Genomic DNA, 17,820 nt, shown 5'->3' on the forward strand with positions numbered 1-17,820 from the left:
ATGACTGAATTACTTCAGCGCGTTATTGCACAGCTTGAGAAATTGCCAGAAGAAGAGCAAGATGCGATCGCGACTCGTCTTTTAGCAGAATTAGAAGATGAACGGGCATGGAAAATTCGTTTTGAATCCACGACTAACGAGCAATGGGATAAGCTAGCCCAAATGGTTCGTCAGGAAATTGCGGCTGGCGATATCACTCCACTTGATCAGGTTTTCCCGCCTAAGACATGAAATCGAGTATAACATAGTAGTAAAATAGCTTAATTAGCACTCATTAAATTTTCATGCAGTTTGAATGGGACGAAGCCAAGAATATCGAAAACATTCGTAAACATCAAATTGACTTCGCAGACGTTCCTGCAATTTTTGAAAGTCCAATGCTGATTGAGCTAGATGACCGTTTTGATTATGGGGAGGATCGGTGGTTCGGTATCGGTTTTCTCGGTAACGGTGTAGCAGTTGTCGTTTGGACAGAACGACAGGGTGATGTAATCCGGATTATCTCAGCACGAAAGGCAAATCGATATGAGCGAAAACGATTTGAACAATACCTCACGTACTAATTGGGAAGCACTCGAATCAATGTCTGATGAAGATATTGATTATTCTGACATCCCACCGTTGACAGATGAATTCTTTGAGGGCGCGACACTGCGAATTCCAGCAGATAAAGCACGCTATCTGATTCAGATAGATCCAGATGTAATAGCTTGGTTCAAAGCCCAAGATACAGAATACAAGACACGGATTAATACTGTTCTACGTCGCTACATTGAAAGCAATGGCGACAAGCACTGAGCCTAAATGGTTGGTATACCGGACACAAGCAAGTGCGATCGCGTCTCAGATGCTGGAACTTGCCCCATCGCACCGTAGACGGTCTGCCAAGCTATTATGGTGGTGACTAGCAAGTTTTTCGTGTCACCCATGTCTATCTCTCAGCCTTTAGCTATTCCACCTGGATTCGAGCAGTTAAGCAAGGAGCAGCAAATTGATTACGTTCAGCAACTTTGGGAGCTAATAATTGCGATCTAGTTCCACTCTTGCCTCTTACTCTTACACACGGCGATGCTTCTGTAGAAGTTACAGGCTTAGTGGATACTGGTGCTAGTGTCAATGTCCTACCCTATAGTGTTGGCGTTCACCTTGGAGCAGTTTGGCAAGATCAGATGACATCTGTAACACTTGCTGGAAATTTAGGGCGTGACAAAAGCCACACCCCCTCACTTAACTAACTCAACCCAAACAAGCCGCCAAATCTTCATCCGGAGTTGTAATCGCCTTCAACTGATACTTCTCCGATAACAATTTGAAAACATTCGGAGAAATAAACGCCGGTAACGTCGGTCCCAAACGAATATCCTTAATTCCCAGATACAGCAGCGTCAACAACACAGCAACCGCTTTCTGTTCATACCAAGACAGAATCATCGACAAAGGTAATTGATTCACATCCATATCAAACGCCTTCGCTAAACCCAAGGCAATTTGAATCGCGGAATAGGCATCATTACATTGTCCCACATCCATCAACCGAGGTAGAGAACCAATTTCTCCCAACTGCTTGTCAAAGAAACGGAACTTACCACAAGCTAGAGTGAGAACGATACAATCTTCCGGTACTTTTTCCACAAATTCAGTGTAATAATTGCGCTCTGGTTTGGCGCCATCACAGCCACCAACTAAGAAGAAGTGACGAATCTTACCTTGTTTAACCCCATAAATCACTTGATCTGCAACATTTAACACCGCATTCCGGGCAAATCCTGCCATCACCTGACGCGGGGGTTGCTCTTCCACAAACCCAGGCATATCTAAGGATTTTTGAATTGCGGGGCTAAAGTCGGGGATGTTACCCTCCTCCGCCGGAATATAGTTGATGCCGGCAAACCCAACAGGACCAATGGTAAACAGTTTCTCATCATAGGTGTCATGGGGCGGCATCAAACAATTGGTAGTGACAATAATCGCCCCAGGGAACTTGGCAAACTCTTTGGTTTGATTCTGCCAAGCTGTACCATAATGCCCATACAGATGGGGATAGTTCTGTTTGAGTAAAGGATAACCGTGAGCGGGTAAAAGTTCGCCGTGGGTGTAAACAGTAATCCCTGTATCCGCCGTTTGTTTCAGGATGGCTTCCAGTTGTCTGATATCATGTCCAGACACCAGGATAGCTTTGCCTTTTCGGGGATTGAGGGGAACAGGGGTTGGCGTGGGATGTCCGTAAGTATTGGTATGTCCCGCATCCAATAATTCCATCGCCCGCAGGTTAATTTCTCCCACCTTTAAGGCTAAATTCACCCAATCATCCAAGGTTAAATCTTGATGATTCAGGGCATCTAAGGCTTCTTGAATAAAGTGATACACCTGCTCATCTTCTTGTCCCAATTCTTGAGCATGGAAAGTGTAGGAAGCAGCGCCCTTAATCCCATAGAGAACCGTGAGTTTCAGGGAGAAGATATCAACATCACGCGCCGATTCACTAATGAAGCCTAAGGCTAAATCTTGACCCTGTTCGACTAAACTCTCATTAAAGTCAGGATGATACCCAGACACTCTTGTCCATTTAACGGGTTCAGGACCAGTTTCTTTGACTTTGGCTTTTAAATTATCTCGCTTCTCGATACAGTCACGGACATACTGAGTAAAGCGTTTCCGGTCAAAATTGACATTCGTCATCGTGGCGAATAAGGATTCGCAGGTGAAGACATCCTCATCGTGAGTAGAAATGCCTAACTGACGGGCTTTAATCACGACTGGCGCAAGTCCGCGCAAGCAGTAGACTAATAAATCTTGAACGGCGTTAAGTTGGGGACTTTTACCACATGCGCCCCATTGATGACAGCCATTACCACTGGCGGTTTGTTCGCACTGTTCGCAAAACATGAGTTACTTTTTCCTATATTTCGTCTCTATGTCTCTACTCTAGGAAATTTTTGGCAGATAACGCTTTGACTTAAGTCAATTTTTGTAATCTCTGGCAGTTTGTAAAGAAGTTTTACCGTTTCATGCCAGTTTTTTGGGCGCAAGGATGGTGCCCCTACAAATACAAGGCTAATGATTCAAATCAACCTCTATCTTTAGGTAGAACTTTAAGTTGTCAACTGTTTAGCCAAGGTTTAATATCTCTCCAGCGTCTAGCTTCAATGAGCCCAATTGCGTTACCATAAGAGGTTTAATCCCAAGGATTTTACAGTCACACAGAACATCACTATTGTACATCCTCAAGATTTAATCAATCCTTAACGTACAAGTTGATTAGTAGCCAATTTATTGGGGGACAGAAACCCCCTTCAAATTGGGCGATAAGTTCACCCGATTGGGTGAATCGACAGGATGAAGTGCTATTTCTGCTCCAAGTTGTAGTATACATGTAGTAAATTACTTATGGAGTTGCACAAATTGCAGCAACTCACTCATCTGCTTAATTTTATGACAACTCTAACCATGCGCCCTTATGGGGGTAAAACAGACTTAGACGCGATCGCACCCTTCCTGAGAACCTGTGAAGCGGTTGATTTGCCTAACGAGTACCCCTCAGTATCTGATATATTAATGCAATTTGATGCACCCTCAGTGGATCAGCAACGGGATATTCGCTTGTGGGAAGATGCAGAGGGTCAATTAATTGCATTGGCGGGATTAATGATCCCTGCTGTAGGGGAAACGGTTGATGGTTTTCTCTGGTTTCGTGTTCATCCCACAGAACAGCTTGATTCTCTCTACAGTGACATTATCGCTTGGGCAGAAGCACGAATGCAGGAAGTGCGTCAAGAACGTTGTCTGGCGGTCAAACTACTGGCTGGTGCTGGCGCGGAACAAGCCGAACGCATTACTTTCCTGGAACGCTGTGGTTTCCGGATTGAGCGCTACTTTCTCACTATGGTGCGTTCACTGTCTGAACCGATACCAGAACCCCAGTTACCCGATGGTTTTACCTTGCGCCCGATTCAAGGTGAACCGGATGCTCAAGCTTGGGTGGAACTATGTAACGATACGTTTATCGATCACTGGAATTATCACCCAGACACCATTGAAGCCTTTAAACACAAGCTGAAGCATCCAGACTTTCGACCAGACTTATCTGTAGTTGCGATCGCGCCTGATGGTACTTGGGCGGCGTTTTGCGACTGTTACATCCCCAAACAAGGGAATCAGGGCTGGATTAATCTGCTGGGTACTCGGCGCGGTTACCGCAAGCAGGGTTTAGCACGCAGCATGTTACAAGCTGTGATGCAGCAATTAAAGGTAGAAGGTGTGGAAACCGCGATGCTGTATGTCGATGCAGAAAACCCTTCCGGGGCGAGGCGGTTATACGAGTCTGTGGGTTTCCAAACAACACACAGTCAAATCGCTTATGTTAAGGATGTTTAACGATGAGTATTATTACCAGGCGTCCCTACCGTGGGGAAGCCGACTTAGACGCGATCGCGAATTTGATCAATACCTGTGAAACCCTTGATCAGCTTGAAGAAGGTACATCTGTCACGGAACTCCAGCAATCCTTTGATGACCCCTCTATCGATAAACAACGGGATCTCTTTCTTTGGCAAGATGCCGATGATCAGCTTATCGGCTTTAGTCGGCTGTGGATTGTTCCTATTGATACAGTGATTGATGGATTTCTAGGGTTTCGGGTTCATCCGACAGCACGAAGCGGTGATTTAGATGAACAGATTATCGCCTGGGCTGAGGAACGCTTGCGCCAGGTGAGTCGAGAACGAGGTTTACCTGTAAAAGTGCGCTGTGGTTCTCGCGCCGATAAAACGGACCGGATTGCCATTTTAGAACGTTGTGGTTTCAAGCGCGATCGCTATTTCTTTACCATGGTGCGAAGTCTCCAGGAACCCATCCCAGAACCCCGATTTCCAGAAGGTTTCACCCTGGGTTACAGCAAAGGAGAACAGGATGCTCAGGCGTATGTAGAACTGTACAACCAGACGTTTATCGATCACTGGAATCATCACGATGTAACCGTTGAGCGAATATTACATGAATTGCAATACCCATACTACAAACCGGAATTCGATTTGATTGCGGTTGCTCCAGATGGGACGTATGCGGCGTTCTGCTACTGTCGTATTAATCCGGAAGAAAATCAACGCAACAGACGCAGTGAAGGTGAGATTGCGGTTCTGGGGACAAGGCGAGGCTTTCGTCAGCAAGGGTTAGGAAGAGCCATGTTATTGGCTGGGATGCAACAACTCCAGGCGGCTGGTATGGAGACAGCCAAACTGGGCGTTGATGCGAAAAACTTGTCGGGGGCGCTGCGGCTTTATGAATCCGTTGGCTTTAGTACCGTAAAGACTCATATTGGCTTGGTGAAAGAGTTGTCAGCAGTCGGCTGACAGTTAACGGTGAGGCTCGTCATTCGTCATTTGTTGATTGGGGAAAACTCTTCTGTTCGCTTCGCTAGTCGTTGTGTAGGGGCGGGTTTTACTCTTATCGTTTCTAGCTTTACCCAAATGTGACTAAACCCGCCCCTACTAATGTGTTCCAGACGTTCCACCGCCCGACTAATGTGTTCCAGACGTTCCACGCCTTACGTCTGGAACAGGCTTCCCCACCCCCCTGCATCTTTACCCCAGGAACTCCCCGAAAAAAAAATTTTGTCCAGTCTATTGACAAGTCTGTAGCATTTATGTAGTATAAATATATGACAGAGAGATGAGAGGCAAAACTCTCTACCTCAAAAGCCCAGTCTGAACCTTGAAAATTGAATAAAACGTCGGAAATCTTCACGAACGTCAATCAGGATGTTTTGAAATCAAAATCGGTTCATTATGTTACTCCTGTATACCCCGCTGGTTCGTCAGGTTCTCACTCCTTTAGAGTGGGATACTAAACCAAATCAGCGTAATTTAGACCCATCTATGACGGAAAAAGAGCGTTTAGCTTCCAATTATATCAGTCAATATCAAATGACTGATAAAATCCGTCACAGCCAAACGGTCTATTCTTTAGAGCGGCGTTTCTTAATCTAAAAAATATCAGTGTTGTGAATCAAAATCAATGCTGGTAGTTTGATGAAAATGAATGCCTTTGCTCCTGAGATAGATTGATAAACACCAATCGAATCAAGTTTTAGGAGGTGCCAGCATGGTTCACATTCGCTTTGAAGGTCGTTCCTATGATATTCCAGAAAATCAGCTTGGTGTCGAAGTTGAGATGAAGGATAATTCTGTCAAGGAACGCATTGCTCAGTATTTTGATGTCGGACGCGATCGCTTAACTGCTTATGTTGTCGATCGGCGTCCCAGCGGCGACCTAATTATCCGTCCAGAAGCCGTTTACGGTTAAAGTATTTGCATCAGAACAATACATAGCGAGATTTACGGGTGCGATCGCGCCCCAACTGGAGAAGCCTACAAACTGGTAACGTCTGACTTAACCTCAGATAGTAGGTTCAATTCCTGCCCTCTCCGCCTCTTGGAGAGGTGTAAAAAAAGCTTCTTTGACTTGCGCGATCGCACCCATCCACTCAGATTTTGGATGATTACAGATAACGGTAAGTTTACCCATTCCCTTCAATCCAAAATCTAAAATTCAGCATCCAATATCCCGCGCCCTCACTTGTGAAGCTTACATACTGTTCCGCCTTTTAAGCGGGAGGTTGTGGGTTCAAATCCCACCAGATCCACTTTTTTGGGGTCTGTAGCTCAAGGGTAGAGCGCCAAGTAATATGGCTTTATTAACTTGCGCGGGATATCTCTTATCAATGGATAATTAATAATTGATAAACAGGGCTCTTTTACAAAAGTTACCAGTTTTGAAGAGCATGTTATCTGTAAAACCCGCCCCTACAGACCATCGGGTCGCCCTTTACTCAATCCCATCTTTACAAAAATAAATGGCAGTTGTCGCCGCGCCCTAACCGGGAAAGCTTACATCCTTACCCTGTCACGGTAAACCTAACAGCTTTCTGAACTTGTGCGGCACTATTTTTTAGTCAAAACGTGCGACATTTGCCTCCATTCTTTTCATTAAAGGAGGTTGTCATGAATACCGCAGAACGCGACTTGCGTTTGGAAATGCTCAACAGTCTGTTAACTACACCTCACCGAGAGTTAAATAAGGTTGCAGACTTGCACAAAATGATGGTAGAACTTGACCCAATTTTCTACGGACACATCGGTGTATGGTATCAAAATGAAGGGGATGTTCGTGATCACAAAGAAGTATTTGTGGGGAATCTGTTGACCAGTCAGTTAACAGAACACCGAGAAGCCGGATTCATGTTGCTGCAAACTTTTCCACCTTACCAAGTGGCGCGAATTGTGGACTTCATGAAACAGCACCAGCAAAAGGTTCCCCGTTCAGCTCGAACAGCAGTACGGCGTTATTTGCAAAAGCGGGAAAAACAGCCCCAATTCTTTGATCGGGCTGCATTGCGGGGACGCAAGTCAATGAAGCACCTCTACGCCAGCTTGCACATTAAGCCCAATGAGCGTGCTAATGCCATCCTGTTTAAGGATGCGCCTCCTGAGGATAGCCTTGCTTTTGCGCTGAAGCAGTTGGCAAAAGCAGCGACTCCTACTGAACAAGCACGGCAAATTGTGGCACATAATATTCCCTATACGATTGCCATTGGTGCAGTCAAGCAAATCACGCCCACTGTATTAGTCGCCCTGATTAATTCCATGACACCCCAAGAGGTGATTAATAACCTCAAGTCTCTCAAAGCGCGGGGAGCCATGGAGCACCCCCAGGTGAAGGCGTTGATTGATGAAAAGCTGATTGCGGCTCAATCCGATAGCCGCGTATCCGCCCTCAAGGGACGAGTTGCAGCCGAGGCGGCTGGGTTAGATCTCGCCACTACCGCTCAGTTAGAGCGCGTCATGGATGAGCAGGTGAAAAAGCGCGGCAAAATCGCCAAACCGACGGCGCTGTTGGTGGATAAGTCTGGCTCCATGCATCAAGCCTTGGAGGTGGGTAAGCACCTGGCTGCTTTGATTTCGGGCATTACGGAAGCGGAGTTGTTTGTCTATGCCTTTGACACAATGCCCTACCCGGTTAAGGCAAGCCTGAGTCGAGATACCCGATTGGGCGATATCTTGGCGAATAATCTGCCGCAGGAGCATCTCTACAGCCACTGGGAGCGTGCATTTCAGCACATCCAGGCGGGGGGTGGTACTAGCATCGGCTGTAGCGTCGAGGCGATGCGTCGGCGTAAGCAGTTGGTGGAGCAGTTTATCTTGGTAACTGATCAAGGGGAAAACACCGCGCCCTATTTTGGTAACGCTTTTGATGCCTATTGTCAGGAGTTGAATGTGCTGCCAAATGTGATCATCGTCAAGGTAGGGAGTTCCTATGACTGGATTGAACAAAAGTTGCGGGAACGGCAAGTGCAAGTAGATACGTTTACCTTTGCGGGTGACTACTACTCACTGCCAAACCTGATTCCGCTTTTGTCTCGCCCTTCCCGGTTGGAGTTGTTGATGGAAATTCTGGAGACTCCGTTGCCTGTAAGAGAGGATTAATAGTAGGGTGGGCATTGCCCACCTTAATAGCATGGCACAGCTAACATGGTGGAATAGATTTTACGATTAGATCGGGCGCACGTTAGTACGCCTTTACAAGGAATCATGCATCAAATGGGAAAGGAGTTGTGAAGCCAGAATTAACAATAGACATCCTTCTAGATGAAGCAGCAAAATTATCGGAGATTGAAAGTATCTACGATGAACCCTCGCTGTATGGCGTTACAGACGGAAAAGCTGTTGGCACTTACCTTGAACACAAATTTATGGCATATTTAAGCCACACCTACAGCTATGAATTAGGGAGTTCAGCTTTTGGTATCGACTTTCCCGGATTACAGGTGGATATGAAAGTAACGAGTATCCGCCAACCTCAGTCATCCTGCCCATTTAAATCTGCCCGCCAGAAGATTTTTGGTCTCGGATATAGCTTGTTGATATTTGTCTATGAAAAATCCGATAATAGCCAGAGCCGTACAGCTAGGCTAACTATGCAACATACTATTTTTGTTGAGAAAAATCGCACAGCGGATTACCAAATGACGCGGGGAATTCTTGACATTCTCAAGAATGATGGCAATACGGATGACTTAATTGCTTTCATGCAAGACAGAAATCTACCTGTTGATGATATTGAAGCTTTAAACATTGCGGAGGATATTTTGAGTAATCCACCCGTTCAGGGTTATCTCACTATATCCAATGCTTTACAGTGGAGGCTTCAATACAGCCGCGTTATTCAACAAGCTGGAGATGTTGCAGGAATTTCCCGCGTGCGGTAATCGGTATGGTAACAAGAAAAACGAAATACAAGTTAGAATTTGGCGATTTTCAGACTCCAGATGACCTGGCTTACCAAATCGTCCAAACATTGAAAAATCTTAATATAAATCCCCAATCCGTCATTGAACCAACTTGTGGTCAAGGCGCATTTTTATTGGCAGCGGCTGCTTGGTTTCCTGGAAGTCCTCAGTTTATCGGTGTTGATATTAACAGATTGCACTTGGATATCCTGCAAAAAAAAATTATTACCCAAGCTATTACATATCCCATTAAAACAATTTGCGCCAGTTTTTTTGAAATCGATTGGTCAAAACTCTTAGCTGATTTACCGGAACCCATTTTAGTTCTGGGCAATCCCCCTTGGGTAACGAGTGCAGCCTTGGGTAAACAACAAGGTGCAAATCTGCCTGTGAAGTCAAATTTCCAAAAACGAAAAGGGTTAGATGCTCTCACAGGTAAAAGTAACTTTGATATTTCAGAGTGGATGCTGATTCAGCATCTTGAATGGTTGAAAAGACGCACTGGCATCATTGCCATGTTATGTAAAACCGCTGTAGCTCGAAAAGTCCTAGTTTATGCCTGGAAACACGACCTTCCTATTCAAGAAGCCCGACTTTATCAGATTGATAGTTCAAAATATTTTAATGCCGCAGTAGATGCTTGCTTATTTGTACTGAAAATTGGAGACATAATACCATCCGAAAAAGTGCAGATCAGGTTTGTCGGTAATTCTCACCCTAACGATGGCGTTGGGTTGAGGAACGAAACCCAACCTACAAACTTGACATACTCCCCATCAAAAACCTGCCACTGTTTTGAACATTTGTGCGACCAAAAGCCGAGCAACACAATTGGTTACTATGATGACAGGGTTATTGCTGACATGGAAAATTACAAGCAGTTGCAGCATTTATCCGGTATCGATAAAAACTATATCTGGCGCTCTGGTCTTAAGCATGACTGTGCTAAAATTATGGAATTAGTGAAAAATGGTCAGGGATATCAAAATGGATATGGTGTAACTGTTTCGTTGGAAGATACTTATCTTTATCCTCTTCTCAAAAGCTCCGATATCGCCAACGATCATGTATTAGATTGTCGTAAATATCTGCTCGTAACCCAGCGCTATATCGGTGAAGAGACAAGCTATATTCAGAACAATGCGCCAAAAACATGGAACTACTTACAAAATAATGCTGAGGCATTGTTTAACCGCAAGAGTTCAGTTTATAAAAAACGTCTACCGTTTTCGATTTTTGGGGTAGGATCTTATACTTTCTCTCCGTGGAAAATAGCTATATCTGGTTTTTACAAAAAACTCAATTTTAAATTAGTTAGACCTATTGGTGGTAAGCCAGTTGTCTTTGATGATACCGTTTACTTTTTGCCCTGTTGGTTTGAGCAAGAAGCACAGTTTATTACTGAACTCCTTAACTCAAATTTCGCCACTCTGTTTCTTGAGTCCATGATTTTCTGGAGCGACAAGCGACCGATCACGATTGATGTACTCAAACGTCTTAATATTCAGGCGCTTGCTCGTGAGCTGAATCGAGAGGATGAGTATATTTTCTATGTTAAACAAAGAATGAATGAAGGTGGTAACGGATTAGATAATGGATGACAAATGACAAATAACCTGATTGGGTGAGGTGAAGTTTTCACCGCCTGTGATAGCTTGACTTAAGTGTGTATTACAGTATAATACAATATCTGAAACTTACCCTAGGGCTTTTCAAGGTGACTCTATTCTCTTGACAATAAAGCAAACAATCGGCGGTGTAATCATCATTACCTATGACTCTGACAACAGCTCAACCTCAAACCCGGTCCGTGGTACTCACAGCTTATGAGTTGTGGAAATCTTACGGTTCAAACCATGTTGTTCAAGGTGTTAATTTTACCATAAATTCGGGAGAAATTTTGGGTCTGCTTGGTCCCAATGGTGCAGGGAAAACCACGACAGTAGGAATGCTCTATGGTTCAGTAATTCCCAGTCGGGGTTTTGTGCAACTCGGACAGTATCAAATCCAATCTCAAGGACGTTTGGCGCGTTCCTCGATGGGAATTGTTACTCAAGAAGATAATCTTGACCCCGATTTTAGTGTCTTCGATAACTTGATTTTCTTTGCCCATCACTACCGAATTGTCGGCAAAGCGGCTCGGAAACGGGCAGGGGAGTTACTAGCACAAGTGGGGTTGCAAGATTATGCTAAACATCGGGTTGATGAACTCTCTGGCGGTATGAAGCGGCGTCTGGTGTTAGCACGGGCGTTGATTAATCAGCCACAAGTGGTGTTTCTGGATGAACCGACAACGGGGCTTGACCCCCATGCGCGGCAAGATTTTTGGAAGTTAGTCAGTCAGCTTAAGCAAAAGGGCTGTGGGGTGCTATTGACAACCCACTATATGGATGAAGCGCAACGATTGTGCGATCGCCTTATTTTACTCCAACAGGGTAAAATGATTGACCAAGGCACTCCTGAAGAACTGATTGAGCGTACTGTTGGCACAGAGGTTGTAGAAATTGAGGGCATTTCAGCAGAAATTCTCCAACAACTCGCCCATCAGTATCAAACGTGGTATCGCTCTTTTGGCAATGGTTACCTGATTGGCTTACCAGCAGACAATCCCCACCCTCTTTGGGAATGTCTGGATGCTACCAATCCTTTTAGCTTAACCCGTCGCCATACCAATTTAGACGATGTATTTTTGCACCTGACAGGTACATCACTTGAATAATTTGTCATTTGTCATTTGTCAAAGAATTCTCCCATTTAGTCTGGGCGGGTTTATTAGCATCTGGGTGGCAACAAAGGATTGGACTCAAACCCGCCCCTACAGTCATTTGTTAGCTAAGAGAGCTGCCACAAAGGATTCATTCAAGATTCATTCAAAACAAAATCTTTGAAATCGCAAATAAAAATGAAAGGCATTTCTGTTACTCCTTGGGGAGTTTACTCAGTCTGGCATCGTCATGCTAGGGTTTATCAGAAAACTTGGCTAGTAAATAGCTTACCTCCGCTTTCTGAACCGATCATTTATCTCGTCGCTTTTGGCTATGGGCTTAGTCCCTTAGTCGGCGATGTCACCTACAACGGTGAAACGGTTTCCTACTTAAAGTTTATTGCCCCTGGTATGATTGCCATCGGTGTGCTATTCCAATCCTTTTTTGAGGGCGCTTTTGGCAGTTTTATTCGCCTGAAATTCCAAAAAACCTGGCAAGCTCTACTCACAGCGCCGTTGAGCTTCACAGAAGTGTTTTTGGGGGACTGGCTATGGGCAACCACCAAAGGCATCATCGCGGGTAGCTTGACGGGATTAGTTGCGGTGGTGTGGGGACTCTACTCAGGCTGGCATTTACTGATATCATTACCCCTGATTATTTTGGGCAGTATGCTATTTGGCGTTATGGGACTGTTCACGGCGGGAACCATGCGAACAATTGACCAAATTAACGTGCCACTTTTCTTATTCATCGTCCCTATGTTTACCTTCTGTGGGACTTACTTTCCGCGTGAAACGTTACCGCCTATACTGGGAAATATTGCCAATCTATTGCCCCTTGCGGCTCTGGTTGACCTATTGCGCTGGCCCCTAGGCTTATCCAATTTCTGGTTTGTGAAGTTAATCGGGCTACTCTTAGGAATGGGTCTTTTTGCTGGGTTGGCTTGGCGAAAGATTTATCCCCAGTTGTTTCGTTGATTCAATCTGTATCTGTTCTAATGGGAAGCACTCTTTAAAATATAGTCCGCCTGTGCGGACTATATTTGTGTGATTCCGCGATTAAAATCGCCAAAGTCCAAAAGGTGGTTATTTGCTATTTTCCCGCGTAATAAAAAGCAATTTCTTTCTCTTTAAGGGGGGCAAAGTCAGCATCGATAAGCATTTGATTGAGTTCGTCTTGGGAAATATGTTTTGCTCCAATCCGGACAATCCGCGATCGCATCGTGTTTGATACCCCGCTACGCTGTCGGTTGGCTTCGAGTGCCATCACTTGGTTGTAGAGTTCCAGTTTAGCGGTGGGAATGGGACTTCCGTCCAAGTCCACTCCCTTCGCGATCGCGTGATCAACCGCATCTGCACCTAAGTTGGTTTCTGGGGACATGTTTAGAGCATTCTAAGTGTTGTATTGAGGTATATTATCAAAAGCCAGCCCTATTTGAGTCGGGGAATGGGCGACCAGGGATTCGAACCCTGAACCACCGGATTAAGAGTCCGCTGCTCTACCGTTGAGCTAGTCGCCCTTCGTTCGCTTTAGATTACTATAGCAAAATTTCAACTTAGTAGAGCTTGTCTATGGATCTTCTCGTGACATCATCCCACAGCCAATCAAAGATTATGCTGTGGGACTTATAGCTCCCCAAACCCCTCACCCGTTAAGATCACATCTGATCCTTTAAACTCGATTCCCGGCTGTCTTGGTTTGAATCTAGAGAGGTTATTGTATGCAACTAGGTCCTGGTTTTTGGGCAACGTTCTATTATTACTTCACAGGCATGACCCTAATTGTTGCTCTTTTAGCCTCCCAAGTTCTGGGGCTAAGTTTAACCCAACCCCTTCCTTATCGTTATGGTATTACTCTTGGTCTAGTCGCCGGATTACTGGGTGCTTACTTTAATCGCAGCGTGACTCTCTCTCTAGAATTCAAGAATAAAAAAGTATTTACTCAAACTCTCAATAATACCCTAGCTGAGATGGGTTTTGAACCTCAAGCAGAAATCAATAATTTTGTAGTTTACCAACGTCCGGCTTTGCGTAACGTTTTTTCGGGTAAAGTCTTTGTGCAAATTGAGAAGGGTATGGCTACAATCGTTAGCCGCGCCAGTACAATTAAAAGATTGCGTCAAAAAATTGAATCTTAGCCGAAATTATAGCCGGCTACATCTGGAACTTCATTTCCAGTTACCATAGAATGATATAGAGATTGCATAGCCCTACCCTAACCATGTATGAACTCGAACCCATTCACAAGCGCTTTCCTCAAGTGCCAATAGAGCGGCGGGTGTGTGCCTTCCTCATCGATTTTGTCGCGATTTGGCTGGTTAGTTCGATGGCGGGTGGAAATGCTTTTTTGCAAATGCTAGTATTTATGGCGCTTTGGTTAGGGCTGCGGGTGGTATTGGTATCGAGCAATCAGGGTCAGAGTTTGGGGCGCTGGGCATTGGATATGAAAGTGCTCGATGCTAAATACGGTAAACTTCCAGGGCTATTGACGCTAAGCAAACGAGAAGGCATTCTGGGCTTTTGTGCACTCTTAGCCATGATTGGCTTAAATATCGGTTTGGCGAATGGTATCTCCTTGCTGCTGTTAATTGCGCCCTTAGGAGTCGATTGTGGCATAGCTTTATCGGAACCGGAAACTCAGCAAGCCTTTCATGATCGTATCGCCAAAACCATCGTGATTCAAACCCGTCGCGGGTTTTCCCTCGATCTGCGTCTGAAGCGATGGGTTGCCCAAATTCGGCGTCGTATGCAAAAATAAGAGATTGTGTTTAAATTCACTCACACCCTGATTTAATTTCTTAGAAGTAAGACTATGGCAAGTAAGAAAGGAGTCCGACTCGTTATAACCTTAGAATGCACCGAGTGTCGCACTAACCCAGACAAGCGATCAAACGGTGTCTCTCGCTATACGACAATGAAAAACCGTCGCAATACCACAGGGCGTCTAGAACTGAAAAAGTTCTGCACTCACTGCAATAAGCATACGGTGCATAAAGAAATAAAATAGCCATGAACGATGGCTATGCACTCTAAACTAAACTTGATGACCACAAATCCCTAAGAACTGCCCATGACCTACTTTCGCAAACGTCTTTCTCCGATCAAGCCTGGAGATCCGATTGACTACAAGGATGTGGAATTACTCCGCAAATTCATTACCGAACGGGGTAAAATTCTGCCTCGTCGGATTACAGGTCTTACGTCTCAACAGCAACGAGCTTTGACGCGCTCCATTAAACGCGCTCGCATCTTAGCATTATTACCTTTCGTCAATAAAGAGGGATGATGCGGCTCAACAGAGCTGAGGGTGAGGTGCGGTGAGACAACCGATATCTGATTAGACGGTGGTGTCAAATGATTGAATCCTTTGATGCCCCGTCTAACCCTTTTGGGATTACCCATCACCCGTTAGACTAGGTATAGAGTCTGATAACTCCACACACTGACTCTGAGGAGTACAGTGGGGGCTTCTAGAGGAGCCTTTCTAAACATAAAGATAAACGACCGGGATTAGCGAAGCTGGTGGAAAAAGGAACACTTATAGAATTTCGTGTGCAAGGAGATCGTCATCTAGCGATCGTAGACCGTCCAGATGGCAAAACGCGCTGGACGGTTATTGACGAACGTGGTCAATCTCACACGCTTCATCCCCGGCAATTTACCTACGAAGTCCAGGGTGGTAAATTTGACGTATCAGAAATTTCTGACTTTCTCACTCAAGTCGAACCTTATCTCGATCCATCCAGCCTAGAAGTGGCTTGGGAGTTGCTGGTGGAAGAGGGAGAAGCCGTAACCTGTGCACAAATGGCACAGCTTTTGTTTTCTGACCAAAGCCCACCCCTGTGTTATGCCGCTCATTGCTTGCTATCGGAAGACAAACTATACTTTAAACAAAAAGCCGATAGCTACGAACCCCGTCCAGCAGCTAAGGTGGCTGAAATTAAACATCAGCAATTAGCCACAGAATCGAAGCAGCGAGAGCAAGAGGAATTTTTAAAGCGCACTCAGCAGAAACTCAACGGCGAAGCGGTAGACTGGCAAGAGAGCGATCGCACTCGCTTTGATCTGCTCGAACGGTTTGTCCTGTATCCAGAAAATGCATCTCGTGCAGCCCAAGATCTATTAGCTACCCTAGATCGCCCGCAAACTCCCCAAGCGGCGTTCGATCTGTTGGTAGACTTAGGGATTTGGACTCCTCACGAGAATCTGTTTTTGCGGCGCTCATCTTACCCTGTTCACTTTCGTCGTGAGGTGCTTGACTTGGTGCAACAATACTTGGATTCTCCGCCTCCCGACCCTGATCAAGACCGTTTAGACTTAACTTATTTGAAGGTATACACCGTTGATGACGAGAGTACCTCAGAAATCGATGATGGGTTGAGTTTAGAACAACTCGAACAGGGTAGAGAGCGTCTGTGGATTCATATTGCTGATCCAACCCGCTTGGTTAGACCCGAAGACGAACTGGATAAAGAAGCCCGACGGCGCAGTACCACTCTCTATTTACCGACGGGCATGATTTCCATGTTTCCGGCGGAACTGGCAACCGGTCCAATGAGTTTAGTGGAGGGTCAAGTCTGTCCATCCCTGAGTTTTGGCGTAATCCTGGATGAAGATGGCAGCATTCAAGACTACCAAATTCACCCCAGCCTGATTAAACCCACCTATCGCCTCACCTACGAAGATGTGGATGAAATGCTGGAACTGGGGGTGAAGGCAGAACCGGAAATCGCCGCGATCGCGAAATGGGCAAAGCGTCGCCAAGAATGGCGATCGAGTCAGGGTGCGATTAGTATCCACATGCCAGAGGCGGTGATTAAAGTCCGGAATCAAGATGAGATCATCATTCAAGTTTTAGAGGATTCCCCGGCGCGGCTAATGGTCGCAGAAATGATGATTCTAGCCGGGGAAGTCGCTGGGCGCTATGGTCAAAGTCATCAAATTCCCCTCCCCTTTCGCGGACAACCCCAGCCGGAACTTCCCTCTGATGAAGAATTGCTGGTATTGCCCCCAGGTCCTGTGCGCTTCTGTGCCATGCGCCGCTGTATGCCTCGCAGTGAAATGAGTATTACTCCCCTGCGTCATGCAGGTTTGGGTTTGGAAACTTATACCCAAGTTACCTCTCCTATCCGCCGTTATACCGATTTGCTGAGTCATTTTCAGCTAAAAGCCCACCTGCGCGGTGATCCCTTACCCTTTTCTGCCCAATACCTGCAAGAAACCATGCAGGGCGTGACTAGTGCAGCATCAGAAGCGGCGATTGTGGAACGCCAAACCAATCGTTATTGGGGATTGGAATATTTACGGCGTCACCCGGATCAAGTGTGGCAAGCGTTAATGCTGCGTTGGTTACGCGAACACGACAACTTGGGCTTGATTCTGTTGGAAGATTTAGGGTTAGAGTTAGTCATGCGGTTTAAGCGGTCAGTTAGACTGGGCGATCGCTTGGATGTTCAGGTGACTCATGCTGATCCACGTCAAGATGTGATTCAGTTTCGAGAACTGATGGATCAAGCAGTTGAACCTGCGGCTACCTAGATTGTCAGTTGGTTTGACACTCTCCCGGTTAAAACGCGGGAGATTCTTGGGCTAATCATCGCCCTTTCGAGTCACCTCTAATTAGGTCTTACACAATTATGTCCTACCCGAAGTCAACTAGAATATCACTTAATATCTAGAACCCCTTTTTTTGGGTAGCTCTCCAAGCTTTTACCTAAATTAATTAGGAAGTTTCCGTATGCCCTACGGTACTTATCAAGTATTTAGTTTTTTAAGTTTTTTACAAAAGTGCTATTCCGACTGAGAAATCGGCATTGTACGAATTTTGGCTCGT

At 45.4% G+C, this 17,820-nt stretch carries 22 protein-coding genes, 3 tRNA genes and 1 pseudogene; 20 read left to right on the forward strand and 6 right to left on the reverse strand.

The features are described from left to right. Genes RLO19_RS08440 through RLO19_RS08450 form a run of 3 tightly spaced genes read left to right on the forward strand, consistent with a single transcriptional unit; the run spans position 1 to position 798 of the window. Entirely contained in the window at positions 1 to 231 is a 231-nt protein-coding gene (locus tag RLO19_RS08440) for a hypothetical protein (RefSeq protein WP_446355510.1), read from the forward strand. 53 nt (positions 232 to 284) lie between these two features. Further along, complete coding sequence (locus RLO19_RS08445; protein ID WP_446355512.1) at positions 285 to 563, forward strand: BrnT family toxin; 279 nt, start codon at positions 285 to 287, stop codon at positions 561 to 563. Beyond that, the gene (locus RLO19_RS08450; RefSeq protein ID WP_446355514.1) at positions 526 to 798 is read left to right on the forward strand and encodes a BrnA antitoxin family protein; all 273 of its coding nucleotides are present in this window, start codon (positions 526 to 528) and stop codon (positions 796 to 798) included. The genes RLO19_RS08445 and RLO19_RS08450 overlap by 38 nt, the downstream gene beginning before the upstream one ends. 2 nt (positions 799 to 800) lie before the next feature. Here the strand turns inward: RLO19_RS08450 and RLO19_RS08455 are convergent, their stop codons facing one another. Beyond that, on the reverse strand, positions 801 to 929 hold the full coding sequence (locus RLO19_RS08455; RefSeq protein ID WP_446355516.1) for a hypothetical protein: 129 nt from the start codon (positions 927 to 929) through the stop codon (positions 801 to 803). An 81-nt stretch (positions 930 to 1,010) separates the two neighbouring features. On the opposite strand from RLO19_RS08455, the pseudogene RLO19_RS08460 reads away from it, so the two are divergent. After that, positions 1,011 to 1,199 (forward strand): annotated as a pseudogene (locus tag RLO19_RS08460) (retroviral-like aspartic protease); the annotation flags it as partial. Positions 1,200 to 1,236: 37 nt separating this feature from the next. On the opposite strand, the gene hcp reads toward RLO19_RS08460, so the two are convergent. After that, a complete protein-coding gene (gene hcp, locus RLO19_RS08465; RefSeq protein ID WP_446355518.1) occupies positions 1,237 to 2,886 on the reverse strand; it encodes a hydroxylamine reductase in 1,650 nt (549 codons plus the stop codon). A gap of 501 nt (positions 2,887 to 3,387) precedes the next feature. On the opposite strand from hcp, the gene RLO19_RS08470 reads away from it, so the two are divergent. Then, positions 3,388 to 4,374, forward strand: a complete 987-nt coding sequence (locus tag RLO19_RS08470) for a GNAT family N-acetyltransferase (RefSeq protein WP_446355520.1) — start codon at positions 3,388 to 3,390, stop codon at positions 4,372 to 4,374. Positions 4,375 to 4,376: 2 nt separating this feature from the next. After that, complete coding sequence (locus tag RLO19_RS08475) at positions 4,377 to 5,348, forward strand: GNAT family N-acetyltransferase (protein WP_446355522.1); 972 nt, start codon at positions 4,377 to 4,379, stop codon at positions 5,346 to 5,348. Positions 5,349 to 5,374: 26 nt separating this feature from the next. Here RLO19_RS08475 and RLO19_RS08480 read toward each other — a convergent pair whose 3' ends face one another. Then, positions 5,375 to 5,539, reverse strand: coding sequence for a hypothetical protein (locus tag RLO19_RS08480; RefSeq protein ID WP_446355524.1), 165 nt, complete (start codon positions 5,537 to 5,539; stop codon positions 5,375 to 5,377). A gap of 244 nt (positions 5,540 to 5,783) precedes the next feature. Here RLO19_RS08480 and RLO19_RS08485 point away from each other — a divergent pair, with 244 nt between their 5' ends. The 3 genes from RLO19_RS08485 (at position 5,784) to RLO19_RS08495 (ending at position 6,425) form a co-directional block, all read left to right on the forward strand. Beyond that, on the forward strand, positions 5,784 to 5,984 hold the full coding sequence (locus RLO19_RS08485; protein ID WP_446355526.1) for a hypothetical protein: 201 nt from the start codon (positions 5,784 to 5,786) through the stop codon (positions 5,982 to 5,984). 115 nt (positions 5,985 to 6,099) lie between these two features. Next, positions 6,100 to 6,300, forward strand: coding sequence for a hypothetical protein (locus RLO19_RS08490; RefSeq protein ID WP_446355528.1), 201 nt, complete (start codon positions 6,100 to 6,102; stop codon positions 6,298 to 6,300). Between the two features lie 57 nt (positions 6,301 to 6,357). Further along, positions 6,358 to 6,425, forward strand: a tRNA-Leu gene (locus tag RLO19_RS08495). Here the strand turns inward: RLO19_RS08495 and RLO19_RS08500 are convergent. Further along, positions 6,394 to 6,522: a hypothetical protein gene (locus RLO19_RS08500; RefSeq protein WP_446355530.1), complete on the reverse strand. Its 129-nt coding sequence runs from the start codon at positions 6,520 to 6,522 to the stop codon at positions 6,394 to 6,396. The two genes, RLO19_RS08495 and RLO19_RS08500, sit on opposite strands and share 32 nt — an antisense overlap. Before the next feature lie 52 nt (positions 6,523 to 6,574). On the opposite strand from RLO19_RS08500, the gene RLO19_RS08505 reads away from it, so the two are divergent. The 6 genes from RLO19_RS08505 (at position 6,575) to RLO19_RS08530 (ending at position 12,965) form a co-directional block, all read left to right on the forward strand. Beyond that, a tRNA-Lys gene (locus tag RLO19_RS08505) sits at positions 6,575 to 6,640 on the forward strand. A gap of 358 nt (positions 6,641 to 6,998) precedes the next feature. Next, positions 6,999 to 8,480, forward strand: a complete 1,482-nt coding sequence (locus RLO19_RS08510; RefSeq protein ID WP_446355532.1) for a hypothetical protein — start codon at positions 6,999 to 7,001, stop codon at positions 8,478 to 8,480. Positions 8,481 to 8,608: 128 nt separating this feature from the next. Continuing rightward, positions 8,609 to 9,262, forward strand: a complete 654-nt coding sequence (locus RLO19_RS08515) for a restriction endonuclease (protein ID WP_446355534.1) — start codon at positions 8,609 to 8,611, stop codon at positions 9,260 to 9,262. Between the two features lie 5 nt (positions 9,263 to 9,267). Further along, positions 9,268 to 10,884 (forward strand): N-6 DNA methylase, encoded by a 1,617-nt coding sequence (locus RLO19_RS08520; protein ID WP_446355536.1) that lies wholly within the window; start codon positions 9,268 to 9,270, stop codon positions 10,882 to 10,884. A 173-nt stretch (positions 10,885 to 11,057) separates the two neighbouring features. Further along, on the forward strand, positions 11,058 to 12,002 hold the full coding sequence (locus tag RLO19_RS08525) for an ABC transporter ATP-binding protein (RefSeq protein WP_446355538.1): 945 nt from the start codon (positions 11,058 to 11,060) through the stop codon (positions 12,000 to 12,002). 183 nt (positions 12,003 to 12,185) lie between these two features. Further along, entirely contained in the window at positions 12,186 to 12,965 is a 780-nt protein-coding gene (locus RLO19_RS08530; RefSeq protein ID WP_446355540.1) for an ABC transporter permease, read from the forward strand. A 115-nt stretch (positions 12,966 to 13,080) separates the two neighbouring features. On the opposite strand, the gene RLO19_RS08535 is transcribed toward RLO19_RS08530, so the two are convergent. Continuing rightward, a complete protein-coding gene (locus tag RLO19_RS08535) occupies positions 13,081 to 13,368 on the reverse strand; it encodes a small RNA NsiR4-regulated ssr1528 family protein (protein ID WP_446355542.1) in 288 nt (95 codons plus the stop codon). Between the two features lie 67 nt (positions 13,369 to 13,435). Then, a tRNA-Lys gene (locus RLO19_RS08540) sits at positions 13,436 to 13,507 on the reverse strand. Between the two features lie 201 nt (positions 13,508 to 13,708). Between RLO19_RS08540 and RLO19_RS08545 the strand changes: the two genes are divergently transcribed. The 5 genes from RLO19_RS08545 to RLO19_RS08565 all read left to right on the forward strand — a co-directional run bounded on the left by RLO19_RS08545 (position 13,709) and on the right by RLO19_RS08565 (position 17,525). Beyond that, positions 13,709 to 14,125: a hypothetical protein gene (locus RLO19_RS08545; RefSeq protein WP_446355544.1), complete on the forward strand. Its 417-nt coding sequence runs from the start codon at positions 13,709 to 13,711 to the stop codon at positions 14,123 to 14,125. 62 nt (positions 14,126 to 14,187) lie between these two features. Beyond that, a complete protein-coding gene (locus tag RLO19_RS08550) occupies positions 14,188 to 14,745 on the forward strand; it encodes an RDD family protein (protein WP_446355546.1) in 558 nt (185 codons plus the stop codon). 54 nt (positions 14,746 to 14,799) lie between these two features. After that, positions 14,800 to 14,994 carry a 50S ribosomal protein L33 gene (gene rpmG / locus RLO19_RS08555; protein ID WP_446355548.1) on the forward strand — a complete coding sequence of 65 codons (195 nt, stop codon included), beginning with the start codon at positions 14,800 to 14,802 and terminating at the stop codon, positions 14,992 to 14,994. A gap of 63 nt (positions 14,995 to 15,057) precedes the next feature. Continuing rightward, positions 15,058 to 15,273 carry a 30S ribosomal protein S18 gene (rpsR, locus tag RLO19_RS08560; protein ID WP_446335065.1) on the forward strand — a complete coding sequence of 72 codons (216 nt, stop codon included), beginning with the start codon at positions 15,058 to 15,060 and terminating at the stop codon, positions 15,271 to 15,273. Between the two features lie 236 nt (positions 15,274 to 15,509). Then, the gene (locus RLO19_RS08565; RefSeq protein ID WP_446355550.1) at positions 15,510 to 17,525 is read left to right on the forward strand and encodes a ribonuclease catalytic domain-containing protein; all 2,016 of its coding nucleotides are present in this window, start codon (positions 15,510 to 15,512) and stop codon (positions 17,523 to 17,525) included. Positions 17,526 to 17,820: the final 295 nt, after the last annotated feature.

Source organism: Coleofasciculus sp. G2-EDA-02 (assembly GCF_040226375.1).
Lineage (GTDB): Bacteria > Cyanobacteriota > Cyanobacteriia > Cyanobacteriales > Coleofasciculaceae > Coleofasciculus.

Excerpts from the sequence above, each read along its gene's own strand:
- RLO19_RS08440 (WP_446355510.1), top strand. The coding sequence starts at position 1 with ATGACTGAATTACTTCAGCGCGTTATTGCACAGCTTGAGAAATTGCCA.
- RLO19_RS08445 (WP_446355512.1), top strand. The coding sequence starts at position 285 with ATGCAGTTTGAATGGGACGAAGCCAAGAATATCGAAAACATTCGTAAA.
- RLO19_RS08450 (WP_446355514.1), top strand. The coding sequence starts at position 526 with ATGAGCGAAAACGATTTGAACAATACCTCACGTACTAATTGGGAAGCA.
- RLO19_RS08455 (WP_446355516.1), bottom strand. The coding sequence starts at position 929 with ATGGGTGACACGAAAAACTTGCTAGTCACCACCATAATAGCTTGGCAG.
- hcp (WP_446355518.1), bottom strand. The coding sequence starts at position 2,886 with ATGTTTTGCGAACAGTGCGAACAAACCGCCAGTGGTAATGGCTGTCAT.
- RLO19_RS08470 (WP_446355520.1), top strand. The coding sequence starts at position 3,388 with ATGGAGTTGCACAAATTGCAGCAACTCACTCATCTGCTTAATTTTATG.
- RLO19_RS08475 (WP_446355522.1), top strand. The coding sequence starts at position 4,377 with ATGAGTATTATTACCAGGCGTCCCTACCGTGGGGAAGCCGACTTAGAC.
- RLO19_RS08485 (WP_446355526.1), top strand. The coding sequence starts at position 5,784 with ATGTTACTCCTGTATACCCCGCTGGTTCGTCAGGTTCTCACTCCTTTA.
- RLO19_RS08490 (WP_446355528.1), top strand. The coding sequence starts at position 6,100 with ATGGTTCACATTCGCTTTGAAGGTCGTTCCTATGATATTCCAGAAAAT.
- RLO19_RS08500 (WP_446355530.1), bottom strand. The coding sequence starts at position 6,522 with ATGGGTAAACTTACCGTTATCTGTAATCATCCAAAATCTGAGTGGATG.
- RLO19_RS08510 (WP_446355532.1), top strand. The coding sequence starts at position 6,999 with ATGAATACCGCAGAACGCGACTTGCGTTTGGAAATGCTCAACAGTCTG.
- RLO19_RS08520 (WP_446355536.1), top strand. The coding sequence starts at position 9,268 with ATGGTAACAAGAAAAACGAAATACAAGTTAGAATTTGGCGATTTTCAG.
- RLO19_RS08525 (WP_446355538.1), top strand. The coding sequence starts at position 11,058 with ATGACTCTGACAACAGCTCAACCTCAAACCCGGTCCGTGGTACTCACA.
- RLO19_RS08530 (WP_446355540.1), top strand. The coding sequence starts at position 12,186 with ATGAAAGGCATTTCTGTTACTCCTTGGGGAGTTTACTCAGTCTGGCAT.
- RLO19_RS08535 (WP_446355542.1), bottom strand. The coding sequence starts at position 13,368 with ATGTCCCCAGAAACCAACTTAGGTGCAGATGCGGTTGATCACGCGATC.
- RLO19_RS08545 (WP_446355544.1), top strand. The coding sequence starts at position 13,709 with ATGCAACTAGGTCCTGGTTTTTGGGCAACGTTCTATTATTACTTCACA.
- rpmG (WP_446355548.1), top strand. The coding sequence starts at position 14,800 with ATGGCAAGTAAGAAAGGAGTCCGACTCGTTATAACCTTAGAATGCACC.
- rpsR (WP_446335065.1), top strand. The coding sequence starts at position 15,058 with ATGACCTACTTTCGCAAACGTCTTTCTCCGATCAAGCCTGGAGATCCG.